Annotated in this window: 16 protein-coding genes; 9 read left to right on the top strand and 7 right to left on the bottom strand. The window is 66.9% G+C overall.

Annotated elements, in window-relative coordinates:
* Nucleotides 1-343: 343 nt before the first annotated feature.
* The 7 genes from VJ655_RS13890 (at nucleotide 344) to VJ655_RS13860 (ending at nucleotide 11,964) form a co-directional block, all read left to right on the top strand.
* Nucleotides 344-727: a hypothetical protein gene (locus tag VJ655_RS13890; RefSeq protein ID WP_324112025.1), complete on the top strand. Its 384-nt coding sequence runs from the start codon at nucleotides 344-346 to the stop codon at nucleotides 725-727.
* A complete protein-coding gene (gene bcsQ, locus VJ655_RS13885; RefSeq protein WP_324112023.1) occupies nucleotides 728-1,483 on the top strand; it encodes a cellulose biosynthesis protein BcsQ in 756 nt (251 codons plus the stop codon).
* A 2-nt stretch (nucleotides 1,484-1,485) separates the two neighbouring features.
* Nucleotides 1,486-5,907: a UDP-forming cellulose synthase catalytic subunit gene (gene bcsA, locus VJ655_RS13880; RefSeq protein WP_324112021.1), complete on the top strand. Its 4,422-nt coding sequence runs from the start codon at nucleotides 1,486-1,488 to the stop codon at nucleotides 5,905-5,907.
* Nucleotides 5,907-9,737: a cellulose synthase subunit BcsC-related outer membrane protein gene (locus VJ655_RS13875; RefSeq protein WP_324112019.1), complete on the top strand. Its 3,831-nt coding sequence runs from the start codon at nucleotides 5,907-5,909 to the stop codon at nucleotides 9,735-9,737. The genes bcsA and VJ655_RS13875 overlap by 1 nt, the downstream gene beginning before the upstream one ends.
* Before the next feature lie 9 nt (nucleotides 9,738-9,746).
* Complete coding sequence (gene bcsD / locus VJ655_RS13870) at nucleotides 9,747-10,250, top strand: cellulose biosynthesis protein BcsD (RefSeq protein ID WP_324112017.1); 504 nt, start codon at nucleotides 9,747-9,749, stop codon at nucleotides 10,248-10,250.
* Nucleotides 10,251-10,260: 10 nt separating this feature from the next.
* A complete protein-coding gene (locus VJ655_RS13865; protein ID WP_324112015.1) occupies nucleotides 10,261-11,292 on the top strand; it encodes a glycosyl hydrolase family 8 in 1,032 nt (343 codons plus the stop codon).
* Between the two features lie 267 nt (nucleotides 11,293-11,559).
* Nucleotides 11,560-11,964, top strand: a complete 405-nt coding sequence (locus tag VJ655_RS13860) for a hypothetical protein (protein ID WP_324112014.1) — start codon at nucleotides 11,560-11,562, stop codon at nucleotides 11,962-11,964.
* A gap of 148 nt (nucleotides 11,965-12,112) precedes the next feature.
* Here VJ655_RS13860 and VJ655_RS13855 read toward each other — a convergent pair whose 3' ends face one another.
* The 5 genes from VJ655_RS13855 to VJ655_RS13835 all read right to left on the bottom strand — a co-directional run bounded on the left by VJ655_RS13855 (nucleotide 12,113) and on the right by VJ655_RS13835 (nucleotide 21,459).
* Nucleotides 12,113-14,758 (bottom strand): TonB-dependent receptor, encoded by a 2,646-nt coding sequence (locus VJ655_RS13855; RefSeq protein WP_324112012.1) that lies wholly within the window; start codon nucleotides 14,756-14,758, stop codon nucleotides 12,113-12,115.
* A gap of 128 nt (nucleotides 14,759-14,886) precedes the next feature.
* Nucleotides 14,887-15,873: a FecR family protein gene (locus tag VJ655_RS13850; protein WP_324112010.1), complete on the bottom strand. Its 987-nt coding sequence runs from the start codon at nucleotides 15,871-15,873 to the stop codon at nucleotides 14,887-14,889.
* Nucleotides 15,863-16,456 carry a sigma-70 family RNA polymerase sigma factor gene (locus VJ655_RS13845; RefSeq protein ID WP_324112009.1) on the bottom strand — a complete coding sequence of 198 codons (594 nt, stop codon included), beginning with the start codon at nucleotides 16,454-16,456 and terminating at the stop codon, nucleotides 15,863-15,865. Before VJ655_RS13845 ends, VJ655_RS13850 begins: the two co-directional genes overlap by 11 nt.
* Nucleotides 16,444-19,242 carry a TonB-dependent receptor gene (locus VJ655_RS13840; RefSeq protein WP_324112007.1) on the bottom strand — a complete coding sequence of 933 codons (2,799 nt, stop codon included), beginning with the start codon at nucleotides 19,240-19,242 and terminating at the stop codon, nucleotides 16,444-16,446. Before VJ655_RS13840 ends, VJ655_RS13845 begins: the two co-directional genes overlap by 13 nt.
* A gap of 165 nt (nucleotides 19,243-19,407) precedes the next feature.
* Nucleotides 19,408-21,459 (bottom strand): hypothetical protein, encoded by a 2,052-nt coding sequence (locus tag VJ655_RS13835; protein ID WP_324112005.1) that lies wholly within the window; start codon nucleotides 21,457-21,459, stop codon nucleotides 19,408-19,410.
* Between the two features lie 345 nt (nucleotides 21,460-21,804).
* On the opposite strand from VJ655_RS13835, the gene VJ655_RS13830 reads away from it, so the two are divergent.
* Complete coding sequence (locus tag VJ655_RS13830) at nucleotides 21,805-22,536, top strand: polysaccharide biosynthesis/export family protein (RefSeq protein ID WP_324112003.1); 732 nt, start codon at nucleotides 21,805-21,807, stop codon at nucleotides 22,534-22,536.
* A 25-nt stretch (nucleotides 22,537-22,561) separates the two neighbouring features.
* Nucleotides 22,562-23,803, top strand: a complete 1,242-nt coding sequence (locus tag VJ655_RS13825; RefSeq protein WP_324112001.1) for a hypothetical protein — start codon at nucleotides 22,562-22,564, stop codon at nucleotides 23,801-23,803.
* Here VJ655_RS13825 and VJ655_RS13820 read toward each other — a convergent pair.
* Both VJ655_RS13820 and VJ655_RS13815 read right to left on the bottom strand, forming a co-directional pair.
* A complete protein-coding gene (locus VJ655_RS13820) occupies nucleotides 23,763-25,190 on the bottom strand; it encodes an O-antigen ligase family protein (RefSeq protein ID WP_324112000.1) in 1,428 nt (475 codons plus the stop codon). The genes VJ655_RS13825 and VJ655_RS13820 overlap by 41 nt on opposite strands.
* The coding region (locus tag VJ655_RS13815; protein WP_324111998.1) for a WecB/TagA/CpsF family glycosyltransferase at nucleotides 25,183-25,413 on the bottom strand (231 nt) is incomplete at its 5' end. The genes VJ655_RS13815 and VJ655_RS13820, both read right to left, overlap by 8 nt.

The following is a 25,413-nucleotide window of genomic DNA, read 5'->3' as shown; positions in this document are numbered from 1 at the left end:
TGGAACCCTTGACCGCAGGCGCACGCAATAGTGTACATGCGGTTACCCTGCTGGGTTGTGGTCGATTTCAAGGTCGACCTGGCCCAAAAAAAGGGGCGAAATCAATAACGATAATAACCTCAAGTTGTAATTTAACTTCTTTTGGCGGGTTCTTGATTCGTCAAAGTCTGTCCAATTGCAACGTTTCATTGGGTTGGCGACGCAAGATACGGTGACTTTGAGGCTCTTGTTTTGAAGTTGTCGGCTTGGATTTAGATATGAATTTCGAGTTCATCTATAATCGAGCAATCGCCTACACTGTTCGAAGCGAAGGAATTGGCTGGTGAGTGACGTAAGCGCCCTCATGAATAAGTTGAAGTCGACCGTTAGCTATAAGCAGTTCGACGCGCCGCGTTCGGCGGACGCTCAAAGCTGGCCAGTACTTGAGAGGATGGCCAAGGCGCAGAACGCACTTTCGCATTTCGAGCCGACGCCAACGATTGCACCATCCGTGGAGACCGTAAGCGAGGCTGCGCCCACACTCGCGTCCGCCACGACCGCCCGGGTCGAAGGCGCGCGGGTTGAAGGATCGCTGTTCGACCGTCTGCACGCTCAAGGCCGAGCGCAGGGTGAGGGCGAGGCGCCCAGGTCGGCGCGTTTTAGCCGCTATGCCGAGACCAAGATTGTCGAGGAAGCGCCTCAAGCCCTTTCGGAGATCTTCGACCGGATCGCGCGAAAGGTCCGCTAGATGGTTCTGGTAGTCGTGTCGTCGCCCAAGGGGGGCGTTGGAAAGACGACGCTCGTCGCGAACCTGGCCGTCGCCCTTCGCCGTCGCGGACGGCAGGTGACCGCCGTTGATTTCGATTCCCAAAACGCCCTGCGTTTTTTGCTCGCGCCGGGTCTCGATAGCGATCTGGGGATCGCGCGCTGCGCTGCGCGCGGCTTGCCCTGGGACGCGGCTCTGGTCGCGGGAACGGATGGCGTTCGCCTGGCTCCTTACGGCGAGGCCTCGACGAGCGAGCGCCTGCGAATGAAGGACGTGCTGCTGTCGGAGCCGCTTTCGCAAGCGCTGGCCGGCCTCGCTCGGTCCGACGCCGAGATCGTCATCGTCGACACGACGCCCGGCGAAGGCCGCATGCAGGAGCGCCTCGAAGCTCTGGCCGACCTGAAACTGATCGTCTTGCTGGCCGACGCGGGCTCCATGGCCCTGGTGCCCGCCTATCGCGACGGTCTTCTGCTAAGGCCGATGGACGAGGCCCCGAACACCTTCGGCGTTCTGAACCAGGTGGATCCGAGGCGCAGGCTCAGCCGCGATATCGCCGACTTCATCTCCGCCCATGCGGCCAAGCGCTTCATCGGGGTGGTGCACTATGACGAGGCGCTGGCCGAGGCGGCCGCGCGAGGCGAGACCATCGTCGGAACCACGCCGAACAGCGTGGCGGCGGCCGACATCGACACCATCGCCGCACGGCTTGACCACCTGACCGCCCCGGGACCTTTTTGATCATGAAATTGAACGGCCTAGCGGACGTCGGCGAAGGCCTGTTCGGTCGCGTCGTGGCTTCGCCGCCCGCGCGATTTGTGATCTTCGCGCTCGCCACGGCGGTGATCATCCTGGCCGTGACCGTGCCGCTCGACACCAGCGGCCAGCTGATCTTCGGCCTGGGCGTCTTCGCCGCGACCGCCGCCATCGGCCAGCTCAGCCAAGGCCGCCGCATGACGATCGGCCTGGTCATGATCTCCACGGCGCTGTCGACCCGCTACATCTGGTGGCGCACCACCCAGACCCTGCACTTCGACAACCCCCTCGCGGCGTTTCTGGGCTCTGGCCTTTATCTGGCCGAACTGTACGCCTGGCTGATCCTGGTGCTGGGCTATGTCCAGTGTGTCTGGCCGCTGGACCGCAAGGTGCGGGAAATCACCGGCCCGCCCGAGACTTGGCCGACTGTCGACATCTATATTCCGACCTACAATGAGAGCCTGGAGCTCGTGCAGGACACGGTGTTCGCGGCGATGGATCAGGATTATCCGCCCGATCGCTTCAAGGTCTACATCCTCGACGATGGCCGCCGGCCCGAGTTCGAGGCCTTCGCGCGCGCGGTCGGCTGCGGCTACATCACCCGCGACAACAACAAGCACGCCAAGGCCGGCAATCTGAACAACGCCATGCCGCAGACCAGCGGCGAACTGCTGTGCATCTTCGACGCCGACCACGTCGCGACGCGGGCTTTCCTGCAGTTGACGGTTGGCTGGTTCCAGGCCGATCCGAAGCTCGCGCTGCTCCAGACGCCGCACTATTTCTATTCGCCTGATCCGGTCCAACGGAACATCCGCGCGGTCAAGGACATCCCGGGCGAGGGCGATCTGTTCTACGGCGTCGTCCAGAAGGGCAACGACTTCTGGAACGCGACCTTCTTCTGCGGGTCCTGCGCGGTGATCCGTCGGTCGGCGCTTGCCCAGACCAACGGCTTCGCCGGCGAAACGGTCACCGAGGACGCCCACACCGCGCTCAAGCTGCAGCGCAAGGGATGGAACACCGCCTATCTGAACACGCGCCTATCGGCGGGCCTGGCGACCGAGCGCTTGGCGCTGCACATCGGCCAGCGGGCCCGCTGGGCGCGCGGCATGACCCAGATCTTCCGCATCGACAATCCGTTGTTCGGGCGGGGGCTCAGCTTCGGGCAGCGGCTTTGCTACCTCAACGCGATGCTGCACTTCCAGTTTCCGCTGCCGCGCATCGTGTTCCTGACGTCGCCGCTGGCCTATCTGATCTTCGGACAGAACATCATCGCCGCGGCGGCCTGGACGATCGTCACCTACGCCCTGCCGCATCTTCTGCTGTCGGTGCTGGTCAACGAGCGGATCCAAGGTCGCTACCGCCGGGCCTTCTGGGGTGAGGTCTACGAGACCCTGATCTCGTTCCATCTGGTCGGGCCGGCCGTGCTGCCGCTGTTCGACCCCAAGCGCGGCAAGTTCAACGTGACCGACAAGGGCGGCCTGCTCGAGGAAGGCTATTTCGACTTCAAGGTCCTGCTGCCTCTGCTGGTCACCACGGGCCTGCTGTTCGGCGGCATCGGCTCGGGGATCGCCAAACTGCTGTTGCCCGAATATTTCGACGTGCAACTGGGGACCGTCCTGCTGAACGTCGGCTGGTCCAGCTTCAGTCTGCTGATCCTGATCACGGCGATCGCGGTGGGCCGCGAGACGCGTCAGGTTCGCAAGCACGAGCACCTGGGCGTGGTTCTGCCCGCGCGGCTCTATTTCGACGACGGCCACGTGCTGACGACCGAGACCATCAACATCTCCATGGGCGGCATGGCCGTTCCGGCCCCCGAGGATGATGTCATCGAGGGGCGCACGGTCACCCATGTCGAGGTGTTCGCGGCGGAAAAGACATTTGGATTCCCGGTCAAGATGATGGGGAGCGGGAAGGGTGGGCTGAGGTTTATGTTCACGGACATGACGCTGGAGTCACGGCGGCAACTGGTGCGGGTCGTCATGGGGCGGGCCGACGCGTGGCCGCTCGTTGACGAGCATGTCTCCTGGTCCGCCTGGCAGTCGTTCACCGATCTGATGCGGGCCAGCGTGTCCATCATCCTCTGGTGGCGCTATCGCGACACGCCGCGGGCGTCCGTGGCGTTCAAGCGCGCCGGCGCCTCGACGGGGGCGGCGATCATCGCCATGGCGCTCGGCTTCGGGCTTCTCGGCCCGGGCGAGGGTCACGCCCAGGCCGCGGGTGCAAAGGCTCGCGCGGCGGCGCCCGCGCCGGCCAAGGCCGCGCCCGCGATCACTGGCGGGGTGCGCACCGTCGCGATGACCCTCGAAGATCTCAAGGTCAGCCGGCCGCTGCGGCTGATCGGCTCCTCGGGCGAGGCCGGGATTCCAGTGAACCTCCGTCAGGACGAGGTGGTCACCCAGGCTCAACTGACGCTCAACTTCGCTTATTCGCCGCAACTGCTCGCAGACCTCAGCCATCTGACGGTGCTGCTGAACGACGAAGTGGTCGGCACCGTGCCGCTGACGCCAGACGGCGCGGGCGGCGTGGTCGTCACCTTGCCGATCGATCCGGGCCTGTTCACGAGCGAGAACCGCCTGGGCTTCCGGTTCATCAGCCACTACACGCGCAGCTGCGAGGATCCGCTGCACTCGACCCTGTGGGCCAACATCAGCAACACTCGCAGCCGTCTGGTCCTGACCCTGCAGCAGCTGTCGGTGGGCGACACCCTCTCGCGACTGCCAGCGCCGTTCTTCGACGCCACCGAAGGCCGTCCGCTGAAGCTGCCGTTCGTGTTCGCCGGCTCGCCGTCCAACGACCTGATCGCCGCCGCCTCGGCGACCGCTTCCTATTTCGGCATGAACGCCAGCTTCCGCGGCTTCTCGTTCCCCGTGGCCTATAACGACCTGCCCGGCGGCGACGCTGTCGTCCTGGCGCGGGCCGGCAGCCAGATCGGCGGATGGGTCGTTCCCGAGGCCAGCGGCCCCACCATCACCCTGGTGCGCAATCCGCGTAATCCCTACGCCACCTTGCTGGTGATCACCGGCGCCTCCGACCAGGACGTCCTGGCCGCCGCGCGGGTCCTGGCGACCTCTCCCAAGAGCCTGTCGGGTCAGACGGCCCAGATCACGCCCCAGGCCATCTCGCGACGCCAGGCCTATGATGCGCCTCGCTGGGTGGACACCCGTCGCGCCGTGCGCCTGGGCGACCTGGTCGGCCAGGCCAATCTCGAAGGGGCTGGTTTGCGCCCCGGGCTGCTGACCGCCGAGTTCCGCACCGCGCCCGACCTGTTCTTCTGGCCGCAGGCCGGCGCCAAGTTGAACTTTGGCTATCGCTATCCGGCGGGCCCGTGGCTCGACTATTCGATATCGCGCCTGGATGTGCTGGCCAACGACAAGTACATTCGCTCGATCCCCCTGCGGCCCGAGAAGACGGCGGCCAAGGTGCGCGACCTGATCGGCGCCTCCGCCATTCAGCAGAAGGCCTCGGTCGATATTCCGGGCTACAATATCTTCGGTCAGAACCAGCTGCAGTTCTACTATGACCTGCACAGCAACCGGAAAGGCGCCTGCCAAGGCGAGCTGCCGGTCGGCATCCGCGTCGGCATCGACGCCGACTCGAAGCTGGACCTCACCGGCGCGCATCACTTCTCGCGCATGCCTGACCTGGCGTTCTTCGCCAGTTCCGGCTTCCCGTTCAGCCGGGTGGCGGACCTGTCGGAAACCGTGGTCCTGATCCCCCAACAGCCTCAGCCCGAGATGTTGGAGGCGCTCTTCACCATGATCGGCCGCATCGGCGACTCCACGGGCGCGGCGGCTGTCGGTGTGACGATCGCCCGACCCGGCGATGCGCCCAGCCTCAGCGGCCGTGACATCCTGGTCGTGGGACCTATCGCTCTGGCGTCTCAGGCTCCCGAGCTGTTCAAGAACGCTCCGGTGCGCATCGACGGTGGCCAACTTCGGGTGGCCTCGACATCGCCGATTGATCGGCTGTTCTCGCGCTTTGGTTCCAATGTCGATCAACGCGATCCCAAGGCCGCCGATGCGGCGCTGGTGACGATTAGCGACTTCGCCGGGGTTTCCAGCTGGCGCTCGCCCTTCGACAAGAGCCGCGTCGTTGTCGCGATACTGGCTGGCTCCCCGTCGCGTCTGCCCGAGATCGTCAGTTCGATGGCGAAGCCGGAGGCGAACGCCGCCATGCAAGGGGACCTGGCCATCGCCACCAACAAGAGCTTCAATAGCTTTCAGGTGTCGCCGGGATTCTGGTCTGGCCATCTGCCCTGGTGGGTGGCGGTCATGTGGTGGTGCAGCCGCAACCCGTTGCTGCTGGCGCTGGCCGTGATCGGCGCGTCGATGGTGATCGGTTTGGGCTTCTGGGCCTGGTTGGCCGCGCACGAACGCCGGCGCATGTTCGATAGCGAAAAGGGCCAGTGATGAGGACGACAGTCTGCATCTCGCTGGTCTCGACGCTGATGGCCTCCACGGCCATGGCCCAGGTCCAGCCCCGCCTGCCGACCGACAAGCCCGCGGCGGCGCCGCTGGTTCCGACGACCAGGGCGCCGACACCGAAGGTGGTTGGCCAGCCGGCGGCGCAGGGCGGCGTGGTCCAGGCGCTGCTGAATCAGGCCGCGAGCCAGCGCAAGCGCGGCCGCAAGGACCTGGGCGCCCAGGCTCTGCAGCGCGCCTTGCGGGAGAGCCCCAACAACGCCCAGGTCCTGCAGCGTCTGGCCGCCTATGCGCTCGAGGACGGCGATGTCGTGGCGGGCGAACGCTGGACGCGTCAGCTGCGCGTCGCCACCGGACCGACCGACCCGCGCGTCGCGGCGCTGGAGAAGGAGCTGAAGGCTCGCGCCAACGCGCCCATTCCCGCACAGTCGCAGGACCTAGCGGGGGCCCCGCCAAACCAGCCGGCCCGCGCCGAGGCCAAGCCGGCCGCGCCGCCCGATCCCGGCGGCGTTTCTCGCGCCGCCGGCTTCGAGGCGCTGGAGCGCAAGGACCTCACCGCGGCCGAGCGTCTCTTCAATCAGGCCCTGCGCGAACGCTCTAGCGACCTGGACGCCGCGGGCGGCCTTGGGATCATTCGCTTGCAGCAGGGCCGGTTCTCCGACGCCGAGGAACTCTTGAGGCGCGCGAGCCGTGGCGTCGGGGGCGATCAGCGCTGGGGCGAGGCTCTGCGTTCGGCGCAATTCTTCTCGACGCTCGCGCGCGCCCGCGCTGCCTACGAAGCCGGCCGCTACGCCCAGGCCGAACAGGAGGCCAGGCCGCTCGCCGCTGGCCAGAACCCCGATCGGATCGAGGCCCAGGTCCTCTGGGGCCAGGCGATCGCCGCGCTCGGCCGGCCCGCCGAGGCGGAAGCCGCCTTCCGTTCGGCGCTGACCGCCGCGCCGCAACGTCCCGAGGCGATCTCGGGCCTGGCCCAGGCCCTGGCCGATCAGGGCCGCTATGACGAGGCCAGCCAGGTCGCCGCGGCCTTGACCGGGCCGACCGCGGGCCAGACCCGGGCGGCGATCGAGCGCGCTCGGGCCAACGAGCTGCAAAGACGCGGCGACACCTTCGGCGCCGGTGCGGCCCTGTCGGCGGCGCTGACGGCCAATCCGTCCAATCCGTGGTCGCGCTACGACTACGCCCGGTTCCTCGCCGAACAGGGACAGGAGGCCGAGGCGCAATCGCTGATGGCGCCGCTCTACCAGTCCAGCGATCCGGAAGCCCTGCAGGCCGCGGCGCTCTATTCGGAATCGCGCGGCCGCAACGAGGAGGCCGTGGGTCTGCTGCGGCGCGTACCCGAGGCGGGCCGCACCCGCGCGGTCAAGGACCTGGTCGCGCGCGTCGAGGCGCTCAGCGCCATCGAGCAGGCGCGTCGCTGGGGCGCCCAGGGACGCACGGTCGACGGCGTCACTCTGCTGAGAGGCTATCTGGGCCGAACCTCGCCCAGCTTCGCCGTTCGCGGACGCATCGCCGAGACCCTGCTCGATCTGGGCGATGGCTATCAGGCCACGGCCCTGGCCCTTGAAGCCGCCCGCCAGCCGCCCGCCAGCTTCAAGCCGTCCGAGGCTTCGGGCTTCCTGGCCGTCCTGGCCCAGACGGGGCAGGACGCCGCCGCCATCAACCTGCTCAACGCCGCGGCCCAACAGACCCCGCAAGGAGAATACCGAACCCTGGCGGCGCTCTACAGCACCCGGCGCGCTGATCGGCAGCGGCTGTCGGGCGACTTCGCCGCGGCGTTCGACACGCTGTCCCAGGGCTTTACCGTCGCCCCGCGCGATCCGGCTCTGTTGGCCGCCCTGGCCCGACTCTACGACTCCGGCGACCTAGCCCAGCAGGCCGCCCAGACCTACGATGTCTTGTTGGCCATCAACCCCAACGACAACGACGCCCTGGCGGGCTCCGCGCGGGTGGCGGTTCGGGCCGGCGACTACGCGCGCGCGGACGGCCTTCTGCGCCGCGCGATCGCTCTTAAGCCAAACGACGCGGAGCTCTATTACCAACTGGGTCAGATGGAGCAGGCGCGCGGCCGCGAGCGCGCCGCTCTCAAGGCGTTCGAGCGCGCGCAGAGCCTGCTTGGCCGTGGCCAGGGCTTGCAGCCGGGAGCGCCGATCGGCGTTGGCGGCGCTTTGGGACCCAATCCGTTCGCCGCCCGCGCCATCGCCCAGGCGGTGGAGGCGCCGACCTATGGGGCCCCGGCCTACGGCGTCCAGCCCCCTGCCTACGGCGCGGCCTACGGCGGTCCATCCCCCTACGGGGCGGCGCCGGCCCTGCCGCAACTGCCCGTTCCGGCCCAGGCGCAGCCGTCGGCCTACGCTGCCTACGGCTCCGCGCCCAGCGCGAACACAGGCTACGGCGCGGCGGTCAACTCGCCGCAGACCGCCCCCGGCGTGGGAGGCGGGCTGAGCTTGCCCGCCAATTCCAACGTCACGGCCCTCCCTGCGCCGTCGACCTATGCCGCCGTTCCGCAGACCTACGCCGCGCCGACCTATGCGGCCCCAAACTATGGCGCGCCAGCCACCCTGGCGCCAATGCCGACGCCGAGCCCCGCTTACACGCCGCCCCGCGCCTATGCGGCGTCGGCGTCGCGGAGCCAGGCCAGCGCGACACCTGACAGCGCCGCGCCACTGCCGACCAAGGTCAGTCGAGAAATCGCCGCCCTGCGCCAGTCGACAGCACCGCAGATCGAGGGTTCGGCCAGCCTGCGCACGCGCAGCGGAGAGGAGGGCGCCAGCCGCCTGTTCGAAGCCAGCACCCGTGTCGCCGCCTCGATTTCGCCGTTCGGGGTCGGTCGTCTGGGCGTGGCGATCAACCCCATCGTCATCAGCGCTGGGGCGCCGAAGGAGGCCGCGACCGCCAACCTTGGGACCAATCCGCTGGTGGTCGCCGAGGCGACGGCGGCGGGGAACGTCATCGTCCTGCCCAGCCTGGACAGCCGCAGCCAAAGCGGCGCCGGCGTCTCGCTGTTCTATGACACCGGACCGATTTCGCTGGACGCCGGCGTCACGCCGATGGGCTTCATGCGGCCAAACTTCACGGGCGGCGTGACCGCCCGGGTCGGCCTTGGCGAAGCTCAGCTACGGGCCACGGTGGAGCAGCGACCGGTGACCGACAGCGTCCTGGCCTATTCCGGCGATCGCGATCCGCTGACCGGCGTGGAGTGGGGCGGTGTCGTCAGGCGCAACGTCAGCCTGGGCGGCTCGGCCAATTTCGGCTCGGCCGGCGCCTATGTCGACGGCGCGTATCGAAAGCTTACCGGCCACAACGTCGCCAGCAACACGGGTTACGAGATCAACGCCGGCGCCTATTTCCGGCCGATCGACAGCAACGGCGATCAGCTGCAGATCGGCCTGAACGCCAACATGCAGGCCTATGATAAGAACCTGCGTTTCTTCAGCTTCGGACACGGCGGCTATTTCAGCCCGCAGCAATTCGTCAGCGTGGCCCTGCCGGTGTCCTATTCCAAGGAGCGCGAGCGCTGGCGTCTGAAGGCCGGCTTCAGCGTGGGCGTTCAGGCCTATAGCGAAGACAGCGCGCCGATTTTCCCGAACAACCCGGCCGCCCAGCAGGCGATTGAGTCCTATGCGTCAGGGGATTCCACGATCCTCGCCCGTTACGATTCCGCCAGCAAGACTGGCATCGGCCTGACGGGATTGTTCTCGGGCGAATACAAGTTCCCGGGCGGCACGGCCGCGGGCGGCGAGCTCACGGCCGACACCTTTGGGATCTACAATGAGTACAAGTTCCGCTTCTACCTGCGGCGGATCCTGACTAGCCAATAGGAACAACGGATGTTGAAGAGTCTCTCATCCCGGGCAGCGCCTGAAGCCTCGAAGGTCGTCGACGCCGAGCTCCGCTACCTGGCCGCGCGGCAGTTCAGCCCGCAATGGCGCGCCGTTCTCCTGGCGATGGCCGACGAACTGTTCGAGAACTTCAGCGCCGAGGAGGCCTGGGGCTTCTACCGGCAGATCGGCCTTCGCGTTTCGCGTGAGGTCGCCTTGCCGGCGGTCAAGACCCTGGATGAGCTGGAAGTGTCCTTGAACACGGTGCTGGCGGAGCTGGACTGGGGTTTCGTCGCCCTGTCCCTGGGCGACAGCGCGATCTCCATCCGCCATCGCGCCTATCCTGGGCTGCATCTCGACGATCCGAGCGGCCACTGGCGTCGCGCGTTCGCCGCCATTCTCGAGGGCGTCTACACGATCTGGCTGCAAAGCCAGGGCGGGCGTCCGGAAATGACGGCCACGCATCGCGAAGGCGGTTCGGACGACGTGCTGGAATTCTCCTATGGGCTCTAGGCGGGCGGCCTTGCTGCTGATCGCCGCCCTGACCTTGCAGGCGGTGACCCTGAGCGCATGCGCCGCCGCGCCGTCGCCGCCCAACTGGGTGGCGTACAAGACGCGTTTCGTCCTGCCTGAAGGACGCGTCGTGGACACCGGCAACGGGAACATCAGCCATTCCGAAGGGCAGGGGTTCGCGATGGTCATGGCGACCGCCTATGACGACCCGGACACCTTCAAGAAGCTCTGGTCCTGGACGGACAAAACCTTGTCTCGTCCCGACACCAGGTTGTTCCGCTGGCGGTACGAACCGGCCGGCGATCTGCATGTCGGCGATCCCAACAATGCTCTCGATGGCGATCTGCTGATCGCCTGGGCCTTGCTGCGCGGCGGCGAGCGTTGGCGACGGCCCGAATATGTTCAGGCGAGCGTCGAGATCCGCAAGGCCATCCTGGGCAAGCTCCTGGTGCGCCAGGGCGACCGCACCCTTCTGGCGCCAGGGATGGACGGCTTCGTTCATCCCGACGGTCTGATCATCAACCCTTCTTACGCCATCATGCCAGCCCTCGACGCCTTCGCCGCGCGCGAGCCGCGCTCGCAGTGGCCGAGCGTTCGTGACCAGGCGCTGCGGGCCCTGCGCGACGCCCGCTTCGGCGCGGCGGACTTGCCCGTGGACTGGGTGCGCGTGGACGGGGCCGGCGCCATGTGGACCGACCCGGATCGCCCCCCAAGGTTTGGTTTCGATGCGGTCCGGGTTCCGCTCTATCTATGCTGGTCGGGCCGTTGCGGCGACGCCACGCTGGATCCCGTCAAGCGCTGGTGGGCGTCGTTCCGTACGGCGGGCAAGCCCGCGCCGGCCTGGATCGACGTGCGCACGGGCGAAGTGGCGCCGTTCGCCGCCTCGGTCGGCATGGCCAGCGTCGCTGATCTGGCGCTTACCGGCCGGGCTTCGACGGCGTCGATCGATGGCGAGGACTACTATTCATCATCGCTGCTGATCCTGACCCAGATCGCGGCCCAGGAGCGGCGTGAAAAGCCAACGACGGTCCGCAAGCGCTAATTCTCATGCTCGAAAGAACGGCAGGCGCGACGAAGCGCCGATGTTTTGGCGCGCGAAGAACGACGTTCTCGAAAATAGAGTTGGGTTGAGCGCTCGTATCAGCCGCGAGAATGGTTTCGGAATATACTCCAGGGTGTGTGACCTCGCCTGTCCCTCCTAGTTTTGGGGAGGCTTCCGTTGGTTCTTCTGGTGAAGCTGTGTTAACGACGTTCTACGCGAGCCGCTCTCGATTTGCTCAGGCGGCCTGACGAGAGGCGGAGATTTCCCATGGTCGGAAATGTGGTGCGAGGACCGGCGACACCGACGCCCATCCATCGCTCGAGCGCGCCCTATCTGATCCTGCTGGCTTTTGTCGGCCTCATGGCCGTTGGCTACCACCCCAGCGCCAAGTCCGCCCAGATCGAGACCCCGCTAGCCTTGCCGCGCATCCGCCAGATGGAGCTGGGCGGCGCGCAATGGACGGTGAAGCGGCAACTGGAAATCTGGGACAACGTCAGCTTCCGCAACGAGCACATCGAGCATCGCCAGGGCCGCGTCGCCGTTTGCGGCGAGGTTCAATTGGGAACCGAGGCCGAGTTCCAGCCCTATGTGGTCATCAACGGCCGCGCCGCGCTGGCCAGTGATATGCGAAGCGACCTGCACCAGGTCTGGCTGGAATTCTGCGCCGTCTGATCAGCGCTGTTCGCGGATAGGCCGAGAACGATCAGTCTCGAAATCTCGACGGCGACATCCACCGATCTTACAAAGAGAAGGGCGCGGACCGGTGTGACCGGCCCGCGCTAGGTGACGACCTCTCGAGGGAGGACGTTCGGGGAAGGGCTTAGAACTTGCCGCGGAGCGTCAGAGAGACCGTGCGGCCCCAGTGATAGATTTCCATCGGCTGGTCCTTGGACTTGCCGTACAGGTAGCGGATCTCGTTGCTGAGGTTCGACCCCTCCAGCGTCACCGCATACTGCGGGGTGATCTGGTACGAGAGCGAGCCGTCCAGCGAGCCGTAGGCGTCGACATAGGACTGGGCCGTCGTGGTGCTGCCGATCGACGACAGATAACGCGAACGCCAGAACCAGCCGAGGCGGGCGCTGATCGGACCCTTCTCGTAGTAGCCGACCAAGTTGTAGCTGCGCTTGGACAGGCCCACGAGGTCGTCCTTGATCTGACGGTTGCCAGCGAAGTAGTTCGCCTTGCTGTCCACCAGGGTGACCGAGGCCTGCACGCCCAGGCCGTCGAACGGCTCGGGCAAGAATGACAGCTGCTGGTTATAGGCCGCCTCGAACCCCTTCACCTCGGCGTCGCCGCCGTTGACGCTGGTCGACAGCAGGATGTCGCCGCGGCCCGGCACCTGGATCGTGGTGTTCTGGGCCGTGATGTAGTCGTCCATCTTCTTGACGAAGATCGCGCCGGTCACGGCCGTGGTCGGGGCTGGGTACCATTCCAGCGAGACGTCGTACTGGTCGGCCAGGAACGGATCGAGGTCCGGGTTGCCGCCCGAAGCCGTCGGCGAGTCGCGGCTGACGCTGATGCGGGGGGCGCTATCGGTGACGTTCGGACGGTTGACGACGCGCGAGGCGGCGAAGCGGGCGATCAGGTCGTCGCGCAGCTCGACCTTGACGTTCAGGCTGGGTAGCCAGTTCTTGTATTCCTTCAGATAGCCGACCGGCACCGGGGTCGAGCCGCTGGTCAGCGTGCCCGAGGCCAACTGCTTGGTCTCGGCGTAGCGGACGCCCACGTTGCCGCTGACCGGCAGGGCGCCGACGTCGAACTTGAAATCGCCGCGCACATAGGCGCTGTGGATCTTCTGGTCGACGATGAACGAGTTGCGCAGGTCGGCCGCCGACCAGGGCTGGGCCGCCACGGTCGCCGTATAGAGCTTGTTGTAGTAGGCGTCGCTGGTGGGCGTGACCCAGGTGCGCGGCGTGGCGCCCGGGAAGTCCGACAGGAAGCCGGAATAGGGCATCGTCTGGTAGAAGCTGGAGCCCAGCGTCGTTAGCGGTACGTTCAGGATGTCGTTCAGCACCCAGTCGCGACGCAGATAGGTGCGGTTCAGGTTGTGCTGCTCGGCGCCGAACGCGAGCTTGGTGAACCAGCCCGAGAACACCCGCGAGCCGTCTAGACGGAACGTCTCGTCGGTGTCGCGCGAGTCCTTCCAGGTGTAGTCGAACGCCTGGCCGACGAAGTTAGCCGGGTTGGTGTAGTCGACCGTGGTGGTCAGTTGCGGGATCGCCGTGTAGCCCCGCGAGAAATCGTAGGTCAGCGGCGCGAAGAAGGCGATGCGGTCGCGCGTCGTGGCCTTGCCGTCCGGGTGGTAGCTGCGGGCGCGCGAATAGCCGTACTCGGCGTTGAAGCTCCAGGCCCCCGGCGTCCAGGCCTGCTTGATCCCGAAGACCGCCAGGTCGTGGCGGTTCAGGCTGGTCTCGCGCGAGGCCATCCAGCGGACATTGTTGATCGTCGCGCCCACCACGGTGTCGCCGACGACCTTCTGGCTGCCGGCCACGAACTGCGGTGTCGCGAAGGTGCTGTCGTCCGGATAGATGTCGAGGCCGAACTCGTCGTAGTCGACGTCCAGACGGGTGACGAGCACGTCGACGTCGGTTTGGAAGTCGCCGTTCGGCTTCCACTGGCCCGAGACCGCCCCTGAGTAGAGTTTGCGGTGCTCGGTCTCGATGGTCGGGCGGGTGCGCGAGGGGGTGTAGAAGCCCGTGCCCAGCACCGACTTGAACCGATCGAGGTTCCAGCCGACCTGATAGAGGCGGTCGTTGCGCACGTGGCGCTCGTCGTACATACCCGAGGCCAGGATGCCGAGGGTGTTGTCGGCGTTGGTCCAGCTGCCCAGGCCCGAGACCGACGGGTCGGCCTTCTTGCGCACGTCGTTATAGGTCTCGCGGACCGAGAAGGCGGCCTTTTTGCCGAGGTCGAACGGCTTGAAGGTCTTGATGTTGATGTTGCCGCCCAGAGCGCCCTCGTCCATGTCGGCGGTCGGGCTCTTCACGACCTCGATCTGTGAGATCAGCTCGGCGGGCAGCACCTCGAAGCGGAACTGGCGGCCCTTGGCGCCGCCGTTCTCGATCAGGTCGTTGACGGCGATCGAGCGGCCGTTCAGCTCGGTGTACTGGAACTGCGGGCCCAGGCCCCGGACGCTGACATACAGACCGGCGCCGCGCTGACGGTCGATGGTGACGCCGGTGACCAGTTGCAGGGCTTCGGCGGCGTTGCGGGTCGGGAATTTGCCGATGTCTTCGGCGTTGACGGCGTCCAGGCCGTACTCGGCCGAGCGCTTCAGTTGGGCGGCGGCCTGCAGGCTCTTGCCGTACGAGGTGATGATGACGGCGTCGACCGAGTCGGCCGGCTCGGCGGCTGGCGTCGCCGCGGCGCTGTCGGCGGCGAGCGTAGGGTTCGCGCCCAAGGCGGCGAAGGCGAGGACGGCGACGGCGCCCGCGCAGCGCGCGGGCGGGAACTTCGAACTGGACATCTATCCCCCGATCTTTGCTGAGCCCGCGGGGAGGCGCGGGTCAGGGCAGAAGAACGGAAGAGCACACGACGGCCCTCAGTCCTGGATCGATGAATTATTTGCGACGATCCTGTTGAAAAGTCTGGATTTTATCCGGAGGCGGATGACCTGGCGGCCGGTGATACGATCAGGTCGCCCTCGGCCGTGCTCCGCGCGCGCACCGGCAGTAGGGCCTCCAGGGCCGCGCCGACATCATCCATCCGATCGACCCGCAGCGAACCTGACAGCCTTAGCCGAGCCAGGGCCGGATCGGTCAGCTCGACCCGTCGCCCAGACGCGCGCGACAGACGTTCGGCCGCCTCGTCCAGGCTGACATTGGTCAGCGCCACCCGACCGTCGGTCCAGGCCGCATCGCTCTTTACATCGCCCGCCCGCGCGACGCCGCCGACCCCCGAGGCGCCGATATAGCGCTGGCCGGGGACCAGCAGCACGCTCGGTGCGCCAGGCTGGCTGACCCGCAGCGAGCCCTGGACCAGCGACACCGTCAGGGTCCGGCCGCCCGCGATATTGAATCGAGTGCCCAGCACCGTCAGGATCCGGCCCGACGCGGCGACCGCGAACGGCCGATGTTTGTCGTGGGTCACCTCGAAGAAGCCGTCTCCGGTCTCCAGGATCACGTCGCGCGCGCCGTGGGTGAAGCGCGTGGTCAGGCGACCACCGGGACTCAACACCACGTGGCTGCCATCGGCCAGGGTCAGGCGGGCTGGTTCATGCCGGGGGGCGACGTAGGTCTGGACCTGGGGCTGGGTCGTCAGCACCACGCCCACGATCAGGGCGGCGGCTAGGGAGAGGACGAGCGTCACCGCCGCTCCACCGCGCGTCATATATCGAGCCTGGCTATCGCGACGCTCCAGCCGCGCCTCGTGGCGGGCGCTGCGGCGCATGACGCGCACGGCGGGGTCCTCGGCGGCGAGGCCCATGGCCAGCCATACCTCGCGGGTGCGAGCGATCTCCTCGCGCGCCTCGGCGGAATCCGCCTCCCAGGCGTCCACCACGGCTTGCTCGGCCACGGTCAGCGGCCGTGTCAGGCTGGCCGCCAACAGGCGGCGGGGATCCATGTCGTCGCTAGGCGTCATGCGGAACCTCGATGGCTTCGCGCAGATGCGCCAGAGCGTTCATCATGTGCTTCTCGACGGCGCTGAGCGACAGGTTGAGGCGCGCCGCCGCCTCGACCTGGGTGAGGCCTTCAAACCGGCACAGCACGAAGACCGCGCGCGCGTTAGGGTGCAGGTCGTCCAGAGCCGCCACCAGCCGGGCCAGTCTTTGACGGCCCGCCAGGGCCGCTTCGGCGGTGGGCTCGTCAGCGGGGAGGGTGGGGTCGACCTCGACGTGGCGCTCGCGCCGGCGGGCGCGCTGGTGGCGTTCGTGATCTACCAGGGCGTTGGAAGCGACCGTAAACACCAGCCCGTCGGGGTTGCCCCAATGCAGGCGCGAGAACCGTTGCGACAGCCGCATGAAGACCTCCTGGGTCAGGTCCTCGGCGTCCTCGACCCCGACCGACCGGCGCTGGAAAAAGCGCAGCAGGGGGCGACGGTAGCGTGACACCAGCGCCTCGAACCGCGGCGCCGGCATCGGCGGGCTGGCCTCGACGGCGTCGCTCGGACCGTCGGGGAGATCGGCGCGGGCGCCCGCCGCGCTGGGGAAGGTCAGAACGCCCATCTCATCCTCGCCGACAGGTACCGGCCCCAGCGATGGATCTCCATCGGCTGATCCCGGGTCTCGCCATAGACGTAGCGGCGGGCGTCGGTCAGATTGACGCCCTCCAGCGAAAAGGTCGTGCGGCCATCCAGCCGCCAGGAGGCCGCGCCATCCAGTGAGCCGAACGGAGCCGCGGTCGCTGGCGCGGTGATCGAGCTGCCGATCGAGGTCAGGTACGAACCCCGCCAGTTGTAGCCTAGCCGCATCGAACCCCGCCCCTTCTCGTAGAAGACCCCCGCGCTATAGGTGGCGCGTGACAGGCCCAGGAGAGCGTTGCGGATCACCCGGTCGCCGGCGAAATAGTTGGCCTGGCTGCGCACCAGGGTCGCCGCCCCTTGCACGCCCAGGCCGTCGAAAGGCGAGGGCAGGTCACGGAACGTCCGGCCGAAGGTCAGCTCCAGGCCCTGGATGCGCGCCTGCCCGCCATTGACATTGGTCGATAGCAGCACCTGGCCGCGTCCCGGAACCTCGATGAAGGTGTTCTGGGCGGTGATGTAGTCGTCCAGCCGCCGGTCGAAGGTCGCCAGGGTCACGGCGCCGCCGGCGGCGAAATACCACTCGAGCGAGGCGTCCAGCTGGGTCGCGAGGAACGGGTCCAGTTCAGGATTGCCGCCGTTCGCCGTCGGGGTGTCGCGGGCGATGGTGATGCGCGGGGCGTTGTCGACGACGTTTGGCCGGCTGACCACGCGCGAGGCGGCTAGGCGCAGATAGAGGCTCTGCGTGAGTTCGACCTTCAGGTTGGCGCTGGGTAGCCAGTCGCCGTAGGTCTTGCGCCACTCCGCCGGCAGGGGATCGGATCCGCTGGACAACACGCCCTTGGAGACCTGTCGGGTGGCCGCGAAACGCAGGCCGATATTGCCGTCGATCGGTCGGCCGAACGCGCCGCCCTTGAAGTCCAGGCGGGCGTAGGCGGACCGGATCTTCTCCTCCACCACGAACGAGTTGCGCAGATCCGCCGCCGTGGGCGGTCGGGTGGCGACCGCTGGCGTGTAGAGCAGGTCGTAAAACGCCCGGGCGTTCGGCGCGACCCAGCGCCGAGGGAGGTCCGAGCCGACGCCCGACAGGAAGTCCGCGAACGGCGTCGAACCATGGGCGGATGATCCAAGGCCGACCAGCGGCTGGCCGACCAGATTGTCCAGCGTCCAGTCGCGCCGACGATAGTCACGCGAGCGCCGGTGGCTCTCGACACCCAGTGAAAGGTCGAACGCGCCGATGGGCCGCTTCAGGTCCAGCCTGGCGGTCTCGTCGAGGTCGCGGGAATCCTTGAAGGTGTAGTCGAACGACTGGCCTACGAAATTCGCTGGGTTCGTATAGTCGACGCTGGTCCGCAGGTCCGGGCCGCCGGCCAGGCCGTGGCTGAAGTCGTAGGTCAGCGGCGCAAAGAAGGCCGCCCGGGCCCGCACCGTGCCCCGTCCGTCGGGATGATAGCTGCGGGCCCGCGAATAGCCCCAGTCGCCGTCCAGCGTCCATGCGCCCGAAGTCCATCGCCCGTGGCCGCCCAGGGCGACCAAATCGTGGCGGTTCAGGCTGATCTCATGGGAGGCCATCCACCGGACATTGTCGATTGTCCCGGCCTGGACGGTGTCGCCCTTGATCACCTGCGTCCCGGCGACGAAGCGCGGGCTCGAGACCGACGGATCGTCCGGGTAGATGTCCAGACCATACTCATCGTAGTGAGCGTCCAGTCGCGTCGCCAGAAGGTCGAAGTCCAGGCTGAGGGCGCTTGTCGGCCGCCACTGCAAGGTGATGTCGCCGGACGCCATCCGACGGTCTTCCAGCTCGACGGTCGGCCGCGTCCGGGTCGGAGTGTAGAGGCCCGATCCCAGCACGGACGTGAAGCGATCCAGGTTCCAGCCGGTCTGGTAGAGGCGGTCATTGCGAATCCTTCGCCGCTCGACGACGCCTCCGGCCAGCAGGCCGAGGCGGTCACTGGTGTCGATCCAGCTCCATACGCCCGAGATCGACGGATCGGTCCGGCCGGATCGGCCCTGAGACAGCCTTGCAGACAGAACGGAGCGTCTACCGCGATCGAGCGGCTTGAAAGTCCGCACGTCGATGTCGCCGCCCAGGGCGCCTTCGTCCATGTCGGCGGTCGTGGTCTTGACGACCTCGATCTGGTCGATGACGTCGGCGGGCAGCACCTCGAAGCGGAACTGTCGGCCCCGGAATCCGCCGTTCTCGACCAGATCGTTCAGGGCGACGGGGCGGCCGTTCAGCAGCACGTTCTGGAACTGCGGTCCCAGGCCCCGGACGCTGACATAGAGGCCGACGCCCCGGTGCCGCTCCAGGCTGACTCCCGGCGCGAGCTGCAGCGCCTCGGCCGCGTTTCCGGCTGGCAGCCGGGCGATATCTTCCGCGCTGACGGCGTCGAGCTGATAGGCGGCCGAACGCTTCACGGCGAGGGAACGATCAAGACTGGCGGCGTAGGGCGCGGTCACGACAAGCGCGTCGACATCCGTCGTCTCCGCCAGCGCGGCCCCGGACGCCGGTTGGGCTGGCGAGACGGGACTGGCGCGTTCCACGACAAAGACGCCTGGTCGAACTTCTCGCACCCGCGCGGGCGCGTCGGCGAGGAGCAGCTGGATGGCGTGTCGCGTCGACGCGGCGCGAGGCGTCGGCCGCCCTGTGCGATCGGCGACCAGGTCCGGGGGAAAGAAGATGAGCACATCGCGTTCTGCCGCGAGCCGATTGAGGCTGTCGCCCAGGGTGATCGGCGTCGCAAGCGCCCCGCACGGCGCCGTCAGCATGAGAAGCCCGAGCACGCGGTGGGGAAAACGGGAGGGCATGCCTGAGAAGCGACTTGAGGCTCGACGCCCAAAGCTCCTTACCCAGCAAGGATGACACTTGGGCGACAGTGAGCGCGGCGACAGTGAGCGCGGGTGGCTTTGGCGTCCGCTTCGCTGGCCTTCGCGCTAGAGCCAGGAATAGATGGCTCGGGGAATGTAGAAGCCGCGTTTGTTGAGGATCGCGCCCGTCACCTCTCCGGTGGCGGACTCGATGCGCTCGATCATGTTGCGCGCAACGGCGGCCCGGGTGGCTTCGGCTTCGATCACGACCAAGGTCATATCGACGAGCGGCGCCACGATCAGGCTGGCCGAGGAACGCTCCAAGGCGGGGTTGTCCACCAGGATGACGTCGTAGTGCTGACGGGCCTCGCGGAAGAAGGTCTCCCACTGCGTCTCGCTCATCGCATGCGATCCCACGCCCATGGGCAGGGTGACGTGCAGCGGCAAGCCCTTCACGCCGATCCGATCGGCGGCCACATGCGAGAGGCTCACGCCGCTTTTGGCGAGAACCTCGATGGCGGACAGGTCGACGCTGGGCTCGATGTCCACAAGCAGCACGCGCTTGGCGTTGGCCTTGGCGGTCGTGACGGCAAGATCCATCAGTAGGCTGGAGACGCCTTCTCCGCCATTGGCGGCGACCAGTTGCAGAACGCGTCCCGGTCCCGGCGCGACGCTGGACAGCAGGCGCAGGACCAGCTTGGCCTCGTCGTAGCCGAGGAATGCGCTCCGGACGCCGGAACCACCCTGGGGCGGACGGCGCGGCGCGGCGTGCTCGCTGGCCGAGACGGTCAGCACGACCGGAATGTCCAGTTTCTGTTCGACGTCGCGCGGCGTGATCATCACGTCGGAAAAGGCGGCGGACACCACGATGACCGTGACGGCCGCGACGACCCCGAACGCCAGCCCGGCCAGCAGCAGGACCATGCGGCCGCTCGAACCCTTCACCGGCGGGTCGGCGGCCTGGACGATACGGACATTGGCCTTGGCCTTGGCCAGGGTATCGGCCAGGCCCGTGGCCTGGGATCGCTTCGCGATGTCGGCGAATCCGGCTTCCAGCATGGAGCGCTGGCGCACCAGTTCCCGATATTCGGGACCAATCTTCACCAGTTCCGCCAGTCGAAGGGTCACGACCTGAAGATCGCGGGCGGCCTGGCTGCGGGCCAGGCGCAGACCCGTCAGGTCGCCGACGCTGTCGGCCAATTCGGTGTCGAGTTGCTGACGAACCGGATTGACGCCGTGGCGCACCGCGACCACCTGCTGGGGAGGGGCCGCGCGGATCTGGGCCTGGACCTCGGCGATCTTGCGATCGAGGTCGACGATCAGTGGATAGCCTTCCACATAGCGCGCGGCGGCCTGACGGCGCTGGTTCTGCAGGTCGAGCAGGCTGCGAGTGAGGTCCTCCAACTGCTGCGAGCGGCCGCGGTCGTTGGAGATTTCCACCTCCGGCGGCGACGACTTGAGCCATTTGGACAGCACCGAGACGCGGCCGCTGCGGGCGGCCAACTGCTGATCCAGCACCTGGATCTGGCTGGCGAGCGAAGCCTGCTGGTTCTGGATCGTCGCCAACTCGGTGGGGTAGTCGCCAAAGCCGTGCTGGACCGAGAAGTCCAGCAGCTTGGCCTCGACGTCGGCCAGGCGGTTGTTCAGCTGATCGCGCTGACCATTGACCAGCGAAAGGTCGGACTGTTCGAAGATCAGCCGTCGTCGCTCGATGTACAGCTTGACCAAGGTGTTCAGGAGATCAGCCGCCGCCTGCGAGTCGCGATTGCGCAGGTTCAGTTCGATGACGTTCGACTGCGGAATGTTAGTGATGACCAGGTCCTTGGAGAGCTGCTCGGCGGCTTTCTCGATACCATGGGGCTCATTGGCCAGGGCGGGATAGGCGTGGGCGAGTCCGGTCTTGCGGATGGCTTGAACGCGAAGTTCCTTGGCCGACAGAATCTGGATCTCGGCCTGGACGATCTGGGCGCGATCGAAGCTTAGGCCCTGCGCCGCGCCATCGACGTCACTGCGAAATACGTAGTCGTCGCCTAGCAGGATCAGCAGGCGCGACTGGGCGGTGTAAATCGGCTGGGCCAGGCAAATGGCCACCACGGCGATAGCTACGGGAATGAGGAAGCTCACCAGCGCGGCGACCCGATAGTAGAAGACGGGAGTCAGCAGCTCTCGGATCGTCAAGGGCGAGCGGATACGCCCTTGGCCACCCGGGGCGTAAGCGCCTTGCTCTATCACCGCGGTGTTCATCTCGGCGGGGGGCTTCGATCCTCGGGCCGCCTGGGTGCGGCGACTAGTCCGTCGATAGCTGGGCTCTCTTAATTAAAGACTGACGTCAGGGTGAGTGGGCTCAAGGCCGAACCCCATAAAGGGGATATTCTGCCGAAAACCTTTGTTATCTAATGGCTTCCATGTGGCGAAGCGCTGCAATTTGCCGCATCTGGGAATGGCGGCGGCAACCAATTCCTAACTCGCCCCGGTCCACCTTCGTTTACCAACGCCGCGCCATTGCGCGCCCTGGAGATCGCCTTGTTCGCCTGGATCCGTTTCGCCTCGCTGTCCGTCCTTCTGACGGTCGCCGGCTGCGCTTCGGCGCCCGCCGGTGGGGAGCGCGCGACGGTGGCTCAAGGGGATGCTGGAGCCGGGGCGGTCTTCGCGTCCTGGACCAGCGAGGACTATCGCTATCGGATCGGACCGGGCGATGAGCTGGCCTTACGGTTCGTGGTCAATCCAGATCTCAACGCCAACATCGTCGTCGGGCCGGACGGTCGTGGCGTCTTCCCGTTGATCAGCGCACAGGATGTCGCCGGCTTGACCGCCGAGGAGGCCAACGCCCTTTTGAGCCGCGCCTACGCCACGGTGCTTCGCGTTCCACAGGTGGAGACGTTGGTGGCCGGCTACGGCGCCTCGCAGATCTATGTGGGCGGAGAGGTCCGCGATCCTGGCGTCAAGACGATCAAGGGACGCCTGACGGTGGCCCAGGCCGTGATGTCCGCGGGTGGTTTCCAGGAAACGGCCAAGACCGGTCGCGTCGTCGTTATCCGGCAGCGACCGGGAGACTCGCGCCTGCTGATGCGGACGATCGACGTGGCCGACAATCTGCACGGAAGGGGCGGCGACGACTTCGCCGTTCTGCCCGGCGACCTGGTCTTCGTGCCCCGCAGCGCCATCGCGGAGGTCGATCGCTTCGTGCAGCAGTACGTAAAGGGGATCTTGCCCTTCAACTTCAACTACAACATCAACCGCGGCTCACGTTACTAGTCGAAGCGACGGACCGGGGAGACGGATGTCCCGCTATCTGATCTCCGCCTTCGAGCAGGCGCTGTGGTCCCTGCTCAACTTCGGCGTCAACCTGCTGCTGATCCGCTTCGTGGCGCCTGATCACTACGGGGCGTTTGTATTCTGGGCGTCCTGCGGCTTCGTGCTGTCCAGCCTGCAGAACGCCCTGACCGTGTGCCACTTGCAGGCCCTGGCGCCGAGCGACCCAAGACGGCCGTCGGTCGAGCGTCTGATGCACGGCGTCAATCTGATCTTCCTTGTCGTCGTCGGTCTGGCCTGTCTCGGCGCAACGCTGGCCTGGCGCGGCGCTGGCAGCCTCTATGGAGCGCCGGCCGCGGCGCTGTTCGTTCCGGCCTATCTGCTGCAGCAATATGTGAGAGCCCTGGCTTTCTCGCGAGGGCGTCCCGGTCTGGCGGCGGCCCAGACGGCGTTGGTCTTCGCCCTGGTGGTGACGCTCCTGGGCGCGGCCCTCTTGCGCGGCGAGACGCTCTACGCCGACGGCGTCCTGTGGCGTCTGGGTGTGGCCTACGCGGTCAGTGGCGGCGCGAGCGCGGTATGGGCCTTGCGAGGTCAGGGGCGTTTGTTTCAGCCGGGCGGCCTTGCGACCTACGCCGGCTACGCCAAGCAGTCGGCGTGGGTGTTCCTGGGCGTGTCGAGCACCGAACTGCTGAGCCGTTTCTATGTCTTCATCGTCGCCGGATGGTTCGGCGCGGCGGCCTTGGCGGCGCTATCGGCGACCCAGCAATTGCTCAGGCCTATCCCCTTGCTCGCGGTGTCGTGGAGCATGGTCGCCCGCAACGATCTGGCGCGGCGTCGCGACCGCGAGGAGTGGGGCGCATTTGCGCGGGGCCTGATGGTCGCGGGCGGGGGCGGATTGGTGATCGCCGCGCTCTGGACGGCCATCTTGCACTTCGCCTGGCCTGTCCTGGCTCTCCATCTGTTCGGGGGGAAATATGTCGCCGAAGGGTGGATGGCGGCGTTGTGGGGCGTTAGCGCCGCGATCACCCTGGGCCAGACCGTCGTGAGCACGGGCTTGCAGGTCTTGCGGGCTTTCAAGCCTCTCGCCTTGGCCAATACCGCCGCCTCGCTCGCGGCCGCCGCGGCCATTCTGCTGATCATGCGGGGCATGGGGCCGGCCGGCGCGATCGTCGGCACCGCCGTGGGTCAGCTGATCGAGCTGGCGGCCATGAGTTTCATCCTCGTCTCGATCATGACCGCGCGGCGGCGATCGGCTCCGCGTGGGAACTAACGCGCGATAGGGACGGGGCAAGGGGTGTCGCGTGACGCATGTCGATGTCGATCCCGACCAGCAGGATGATGATCCCGAACATGGAATTGGCCGTGAAATAACTGCTTTCCATGAAGTTGTGCGCGAAGAACATCAGCGGAAAGACGCCCAGAAAGAGCGCGTGAGGCAGGGCGAGACGGCTGTCCAGGTCATGCGCCCGCAGGCATTCGCGCACCAATCCCAGGCCCCGTGTCATCCAGCGCAGCAGCAGGAACAGCGCTCCAATGAGGCCAGGAGCGCCTGTCGTCACCAAGAGGTCGAAATAGCCGTTGTGGGACTGGTTCGTGTAGGTCGACTGAGCGAACCACATGCCGGTTTGCAGGCTGGGCTGAACGCTGGGATCGACGTCCCAGAACGAAGCGAAGCCCTGGCCCGTGATGGGATGCTGCACGAACTGGCCGAGCGCGAACATCCACACGTCCGTGCGGCGCGTGAAGGTCAGCTCGCGGAAGGGGTAGAGCGGGTCCAGAGCGCTGGCGTAACACCAGACGATCCACGAGAACGCCAAGGCCAGCACCGACATTACGGCGAAAGCCCCCGCGGCCAGCAGCGCGCCCGAGCGAAGCCGCAGGCAGGCCAGCAGGACGGGCGTCAGGATAACGGTCGCCAGCACGATCGCGAGGCTCGTCTTCGACTTGCTGGCGACGAGGAGCGCAAGGCAGCCGCCGAACATGGCGATCCAGAAGATCCGCGTCTTGAGATCACGTCCAAAAAAGACGTAGGGCGTGATCACCAAGGCTGACAGCAACATCACCGAGCCCAGAGTGTTCTTGTGATTGTGGATGGCCGCCAGGCCGATGTCGGTCATCGACTTGGCGGGCATCGCGACCCACGAGAACAGGTCGATGAGGATGATGATCGCGCAGGCTGTCGCCAGCGCCGCGTGCATCCGGCGCGCCTCATGCAGGCCCGCCGCCAACGCCATGCCGACCACGAGATTGATCAGGTAGAGGATGTAGCGTCGGTCCGAGGCGACGGGGTCGATCGCCCAGCGCGTGGTCGCGCCGAACCAGACGAACAGTAGCAGCAAGGGCCAGACGCGCAGGCCCAGGGCCAGGAATTCGCTGCGCCTCACCCAGATGATGGGGACGGTGAGCGTCAGGATGACCAGCCAGACCATCCGGTTGAGCGGCGAGGTGAGGGATCCGCCCGAGAGGGCGTCGACCGTCACCTGGTGCGTATAGGGCTCTGGCCCGATCATCATGAAGAGCAGCATCAAGACCAGCACGACGCCCGACCACAGCGACGTGCGACCATCCAGACGCGCCAGCGCGGCGTCACGCTGTGCGTGCCGCTCGGCGCGCCACGCCTCCAGGACGTGTCGACGCTGGACGTGGCCGTCAGGCATCGGCGCGCGCCCGTCTCAGCCCAAGCCTGAACGCCGCGGCGTCGCGCAGCGCGAGGCCTAGCCCGTAGAAGCCTCGCATATATCGGCGCCACAGCCTGCGAGGCTCTTTGGCCAGTCGGTAGAGCCAGACGAACCCCGAATGCTCCATGACCGCCGGAGCCGGGTCGGAATCACCTGTCAGAACTTGTAGCGAGCTGCCGATGCAGAGGCCCACCCCCGTGGC

Origin of the sequence: Caulobacter sp., from assembly GCF_035254145.1 — a bacterium.
Classification (GTDB): domain Bacteria; phylum Pseudomonadota; class Alphaproteobacteria; order Caulobacterales; family Caulobacteraceae; genus Caulobacter.
The sequence above is the reverse complement of the archived record's forward strand: the minus strand, read 5'-3'. Positions and strand labels throughout refer to the sequence as shown.